7 protein-coding genes and 1 riboswitch are annotated in these 5700 nt (G+C 64.2%); of the genes, 4 read left to right on the top strand and 3 right to left on the bottom strand.

The genetic code is table 11. The features are described from left to right. Positions 1-659, bottom strand: a 659-nt coding sequence (locus tag AC1DWI_RS12190) for a phosphomethylpyrimidine synthase ThiC (protein ID WP_477724915.1), incomplete at its 3' end; no start/stop codon positions are given. Between the two features lie 79 nt (positions 660-738). After that, positions 739-862: riboswitch (TPP riboswitch) on the bottom strand. A 421-nt stretch (positions 863-1283) separates the two neighbouring features. Between AC1DWI_RS12190 and AC1DWI_RS12185 the strand changes: the two genes are divergently transcribed. Together AC1DWI_RS12185 and AC1DWI_RS12180 are read left to right on the top strand one after the other, a co-directional pair. After that, complete coding sequence (locus AC1DWI_RS12185; protein WP_477670406.1) at positions 1284-1841, top strand: Spy/CpxP family protein refolding chaperone; 558 nt, start codon at positions 1284-1286, stop codon at positions 1839-1841. 251 nt (positions 1842-2092) lie between these two features. After that, entirely contained in the window at positions 2093-3163 is a 1071-nt protein-coding gene (locus tag AC1DWI_RS12180; RefSeq protein ID WP_477670407.1) for a flavodoxin family protein, read from the top strand. Positions 3164-3263: 100 nt separating this feature from the next. Here AC1DWI_RS12180 and AC1DWI_RS12175 read toward each other — a convergent pair whose 3' ends face one another. Both AC1DWI_RS12175 and AC1DWI_RS12170 read right to left on the bottom strand, forming a co-directional pair. Next, the gene (locus AC1DWI_RS12175) at positions 3264-3731 is read right to left on the bottom strand and encodes a hypothetical protein (RefSeq protein ID WP_477670408.1); all 468 of its coding nucleotides are present in this window, start codon (positions 3729-3731) and stop codon (positions 3264-3266) included. An 84-nt stretch (positions 3732-3815) separates the two neighbouring features. Further along, the gene (locus AC1DWI_RS12170) at positions 3816-4118 is read right to left on the bottom strand and encodes a hypothetical protein (RefSeq protein WP_477670409.1); all 303 of its coding nucleotides are present in this window, start codon (positions 4116-4118) and stop codon (positions 3816-3818) included. A 433-nt stretch (positions 4119-4551) separates the two neighbouring features. Between AC1DWI_RS12170 and AC1DWI_RS12165 the strand changes: the two genes are divergently transcribed. Then, a complete protein-coding gene (locus tag AC1DWI_RS12165) occupies positions 4552-5355 on the top strand; it encodes an endonuclease/exonuclease/phosphatase family protein (RefSeq protein ID WP_477647033.1) in 804 nt (267 codons plus the stop codon). A gap of 2 nt (positions 5356-5357) precedes the next feature. Next, the coding region (locus AC1DWI_RS12160; RefSeq protein ID WP_477724914.1) for a phospholipase D-like domain-containing protein at positions 5358-5700 on the top strand (343 nt) is incomplete at its 3' end.

Raw genomic sequence — 5700 nt, 5'->3', positions numbered from 1 at the left:
CTCTCGGGGTGGTTGATGTTGTTCGGGATGACGGCGCGGCCGCGCGCCACTTCGTCGCGCACAAACTCGGCCGTGATCTGCTCCGGAATCGCGGCGTTGAAGGAATGCCCTTTTTTCGGCATGCGTTCGGTGGCCAGGCGCTCGGCCAGTTGCGCGCGCACCAGGTTTTCGCGCACCGCGATGTATTCCATCTCGGGGGTGATGATGCCTTTGCGCGCGTAATGCATTTGCGACACATTGGCGCCGGCCTTGGCGCGGCGCGGCACGGGCGCATGCGCCATGCGCAGCGCGGCCAGGGCCGGGTCGTTCAGGCGCTCACGGCCGTAGGCGCTGCTGATGCCGGGCAGGGCTTCAGTGTCCTGGCGCTCGTTGATCCAGGCGCCGCGCAAAGGCGGCAGGCCACGCGTGATGTCGATCGGCGAAGCCGGGTCGGTGTAGACACCCGAGGCGTCATACAAACGCAGCGGCGGGTTGGCTTCGCGGCGCGGCTCCCCGGCGCCTTCGTGCACCAGCGTGTCGGTCAGCGTGACTTCACGGAACGGAACGCGAATGTCGGGGCGCGAGCCTTCGATGTAAATCTTGGCGGAGCCCGGAAATGGCGCGCGCGTGATGCGACTGGTGAGGTCTTGGGTGTCAACGGTGAGTCGGGTTTTGGCCATGTGGTTCTCCAGAAGGTGGGGTGCCTGCTGGGGAGCCGGGGGTCCATCGGTGGCACCTGGTGTGCCGCTGCGGAGTTCCGGAGCCAATTGCGTTGTTCCCTACGCGGGGATAATCCCGATCAGGTTCAGCGGGTCTCGCATACTGCGATCTCAGCCTCGAAAGCCTCCTCACGGAAACATCCTTGGCACCCCGACAAGCTGGTGCCATTGTAGGCACCCCGGACGGCGATGGCAATTGACCGCAGTCAAGAAGGAAGTCCCCCTGTTGGGGCTCACTGCGTGTAGCCCCCTCTCCCCCTGCGGGGGACGAGCGCCTCGCGGCCGGCAAAGCCGGACCGCGGCCCCCGCTTGAATCGCCTTTTGAGGCTACAGCTCCCTGCTCTGAAAGGCCAAGCCAACGGGGGCCGCGGAACTGGCTTTGCCAGGCCGCAGGCGCCGTCCCCTGCAAGGGGAAAAAGCACTACACGAAGTGAGGGCTGATAGGGGTGTATCCACGGCTTATCTTTACCTTTCGGCAACGGCAGGGAAACAGACGGCCCGCACACTTGCTTTCAACCTGAAGCCAAAAGCCGTATGTCACGACTCGATGGAACTCAGGCATCTTCTCCTGAAAGGAAGTTCCTCATGAAATTCGCATTCAACCGCTCCGCTTCCCTCAACAGCCTCGTACTCGCCGGCTTGCTGGCAACGGTAGGTGCCGGTGCCATGGCACAAACRCCTCCCGCACCACCCGCCGGATCGCCGCCCGCCGCAGGCAAGCCTGCCGGCCCCCATGGCGATCGCATGGGCCGCCACGACCCCGCCAAGATGCAGGCCATGATCGCCAAGCACCAGGCCGAGCTCAAAGCCAAACTCAAGCTCACGCCCGCCCAGGAAGGCGCGTGGACCGCTTACACCGCTTCCATGCAGCCGCCCGCCCACGGAGCACGCCCCACGCCGGAGCAACGCGCCGAGTTCGACAAGCTGACCACGCCCCAGCGCATCGACAAGATGAAGGAAATGCGCACCCAGCGCATGGCCGAGATGAACACGGCGATGGACAAGCGCGGTGAAGCCACCAAGACCTTCTACGCGGCGCTCACACCCGAGCAGCAAAAAACCTTTGATACCGAGCACAAAAAGCACGGCATGCGCCATGGCGGCCCTCGCGGTCAAGGTGGCCCCGCCCCGCAAAAGGGTTGATCCATAACCGCGACACGCTGAACTGAAGCGCGCCAGGCCCGCACGGCAGCCCCAACGGCTGCGTGCGGGCTTTTTTGCGGCCAGCCCACATTCCGCATTAGCTATTATTTTGATAGCTGCTTGCGCAGATTGTATATGGCTTAAAGGCCATTTTGACCAAAAACTGCGGCTCGCCAGACGGTACCGAAAACCCGCGTAGGACGGCATCGAAACCCCCGGTTCAAGCCCTGCAGCGTCACTAGACTCGGCAGATGACCACGGTACGCAAAGGCCAGGCACCGGCCCTCCTCTCACGCGACGCGTTCCACGAACGCTTTATGCAATCTTTTGTCGACCCGGCATTCCGGCAGGAAGACGAAGCCCTGGCCCGGCTTGAAAGCGTGGCCTGGGACGCCTACCAGGAAGGCCGCAAGGCGCCCCACACGCGCAAGGCCGGCGAGGAATTTGCCGACCCCGACTACGAACTGTCCGTCGAATGGCTGGAAACCCGCGAACGCCTGGCCAAAGCGCAGGCGGCCTGGAAAGACCCGGCCACACCCTCCCGCGTGCTGCTGGTGTGCGGCTCCGCCCGCAACGACGGCACCTGCCCCGGTGAAATCTCCAAGACCTGGCGCCTGCTCAACAGCGCGAAGACCACACTCCAGGAAGCGGGCATGGATCCCGATGTGCTGGACCTCAGCCTGCTCACCTCCAGCTACAACCTTCACATCCACCCCTGCAAAGGCTGCGTGTCCACCGCCATGCCGCTGTGCCACTGGCCCTGCAGCTGCTACCCCAACCATTCATTGGGGCAAACCAGCGACTGGATGGCCGAGATCTACGAACGCTGGACGGCCGCGCATGCCGTCATCATCCTCACGCCCGTCTACTGGTACCAGTCACCCAGCCCGCTCAAGCTCATGATCGACCGCCTGGTGTGTGCCGACGGCGGCAACCCCGACCCCACCACCACCCACGGCAAAAAGCCCGAGGAAGCCAAGGCGCTGGAGATGAAAGGTTGGGACTATCCCAAGCACCTGGCAGGCCGCGCGTATGGCGTCGTGGTGCATGGCGACGTGGCCGGGATCGAAGGCACACGCCGCGGCCTGTGCGACTGGCTGGACTGGATGGGCCTGATTGATGCCGGCAGCCCGGCCCGGCTGGACCGCTACATCGGCTACTACGAACCCTATGCCACCAGCCACGACACGCTGGACGCAGACAAAGCCCTGATGGAAGAAGTCCGCAACGTGGCCAGGGCTGTAGCCACCGCAGTCACCGAACTCCGGGCCGGGAAGCTACCCCAGCCCGGCAGGGGCTTGCCGCAGCCCCGGCCCAAATAAACGCAGGCGTGAAAAAAAGCCGGGCGCAGGTAAAAACCTGTGCCCGGCTTTGTGGCGATGCAACCACCTTGCGGCAATTACACGCGCACCTTGCCCGCCTTTACTTCGAAGTGCCGCCGACGGCCGCATCACCCTGAACACTGCCCTGGACACGGGCACTGCCCGCAGCGTTATCCAGCTTGTTGTAGGTGCGCTTGGCGCCGCTCTTCACGGCGTTGCCGGTGCGGGCTACAGCCCGTCCGGTGCTGCGGGCGGTGTTGTCCACTGCAGCGGCGGCCCTGCTGCCTGCGGAGGTATCACCCTGAGCCGAGCCGGAAACATTGGCGCCGGCACCGAGCCTGCCGCTGGAAGATCCCGAGGGCCCGCTGGAGTCCGAGCTGGCGCCTGCCGCGGCATTCGCGCGAACGCCAGCGTCGATATTGGTGTTCTGGCCGGCCGAGACGCCGACCCCAACACCGGTGCCGACGCCCACACCGAGGCCCTGTGCAAAGGCGCCGGCAGAGCCGAACAACGCGGCTGCGGTCAACGCAGCGGCCGCAGGAATGGAACGCATAAAGTACTTGGACATATCAAACTCCTTCAAAAGGGTGATGGCAACGCGTCAGCGCGCCTTCAACCTGAAACTGTCATGGCGCAGAGGCAGCGCCTGGCCTTACTTGCTGGTACCGCCCGAATCCGTGGGGGCAGCGCCTGCAGTGGCGGCTTTGCTCTTGCGTGCAGCCCGTTTGGCTGCCTTGGCCTGCTTCTTGTCGGACTTCGCCGCCTGTTTTTCGGATTTGGCGGCGTCACGCTGCTCAGGCGTTTTGGCGGTTGCACCGGTGGAAACCGAGCCCGAGCTGTCGCTCGGTTTGCCCGCWGGATCGGTCTGCGCGTGTGCGGCTGCGCCAAACATCAGTGCGGCCGTCATGGCAGCTGCAAGGGAAAGGGTCTTCATGGAAGAGGGGGTTTTGAACATGGGAGTAGTTCCTTGGGTTGTGCTCGTAGGCTGGGTTGAAAAAACACGCCTGCCACTTCATCGGGCTAACGTTGAATTCAATCTAGCGGGCCGGGCCCGTCTGCCTTATCGGAGAGGCCCCCCGCGCCATGTAGGACACTGCGCCCGCGGGCTGTGGCCAAAGGCACGTCCCAGGCGCTTGCGTACGCCGCGCCCTGCCGCAAATAAGTTACTGTCCTACAGTCACTCCCAGGGCGCAGAATAACAATGGGTGCCAAGGCCTGTCCTGCGCCCTTTCCGCCTGCCTGTCTGGGCCTACTCGCTTATCTTTCCTATGCCGACTTCCACACCCGAATCCCCTTCGCCATCGCCTTCTTCAGCTTCGCGCCGCGGGCCCGACGCCCTGTCTGTCGCCGTACCCACCCGCTCTCCCGAAGCCGCCACGCCGATCGACATGGAAGCCGTCGAGGCCGACACGCAGACGGCGCTTGCAGCAGTCAGCGCCGACTCGTCGTTCTCGTTCAAGGTGCTCACGGTCAACATCCACAAGGGCTTTACCTTCTTCAACCGCAAATTCATCCTGCCCGAGCTGCGCGAAGCCGTTCGCGGCGTCGGGGCGGACGTGGTGTTCCTGCAGGAAGTGACGGGCAACCACGTCAAGCACCAGGACAAGTTCGACAACTACCCTGAAACCCCGCACTACGAATTCCTGGCCGACACCATCTGGCCGCAGTTCGCCTACGGCCGCAACGCGGTCTACACCAACGGGCACCACGGCAATGCCGTGTTGTCCAAGTTCCCCATCGTGCGTTTTGAAAACCTCGACGTGTCCATCAGCGGGCCCGAGCGCCGCGGGCTGCTGCATTGCGAACTGCAGATACCCGGCCGCAGCGTGAACGTGCACGCCGTCTGCGTGCACCTGGGCCTCATGGAAGCGCACCGCGAGCAGCAAATGGACATGCTGTGCGAACTGGTGCGCAACAACATTCCGCCGCATGCGCCCGTCGTGGTGGCCGGGGACTTCAACGACTGGCGGCACCGCGCCCATGCCCGGCTGGAAAAAGGCGCCGAGCTGCATGAGGTGTTTGTGCAGGCCAACGGCAAGGCGGCGCGCACCTTTCCCGCACGCCTGCCCCTGCTGCGGCTGGACCGCATCTATGTGCGCAACGCCATCGGCCACGCGCCGGTGGTGCTGCCGCTGCGGCCTTGGTCGCATTTGTCAGATCACGCGCCTCTCGCGGCAGAAATCGAGCTCTGAACATGAGTCGTTGGGTAAGCGGCAACCAGTTTCAGCTGCTTGAAAACGGCGAGGAGTTTTTCCCGCGCGTCTTTGAGTGCATTGCTGCGGCCAGGCGCGAGGTGGTGGTGGAGACCTTCATCCTGTTTGAAGACAAGGTCGGTGAAGAGCTGCACGCGGCCCTGCACCAGGCGGCGCGGCGCGGCGTGCAGATCGACCTGACGATTGACGGCTATGGCTCTCCGGACCTGTCACCTGAATTCATTTCGACCCTGACGCGGGCAGGCGTGCGCGTGCATGTGTTTGACCCGGGGCCCAGGCTGTGGGGCTGGCGCACCAACCTGTTTCGCCGCATGCACCGCAAGA

It is taken from the genome of Polaromonas sp. P3_C2 (genome assembly GCF_056402675.1).
Note: the sequence above shows the minus strand (reverse complement) of the source record. Positions and strands in the feature narration are given on the sequence as shown.

Excerpts from the sequence above, each read along its gene's own strand:
- AC1DWI_RS12180 (WP_477670407.1), top strand. The coding sequence starts at position 2,093 with ATGACCACGGTACGCAAAGGCCAGGCACCGGCCCTCCTCTCACGCGAC.
- AC1DWI_RS12175 (WP_477670408.1), bottom strand. The coding sequence starts at position 3,731 with ATGTCCAAGTACTTTATGCGTTCCATTCCTGCGGCCGCTGCGTTGACC.
- AC1DWI_RS12165 (WP_477647033.1), top strand. The coding sequence starts at position 4,552 with ATGGAAGCCGTCGAGGCCGACACGCAGACGGCGCTTGCAGCAGTCAGC.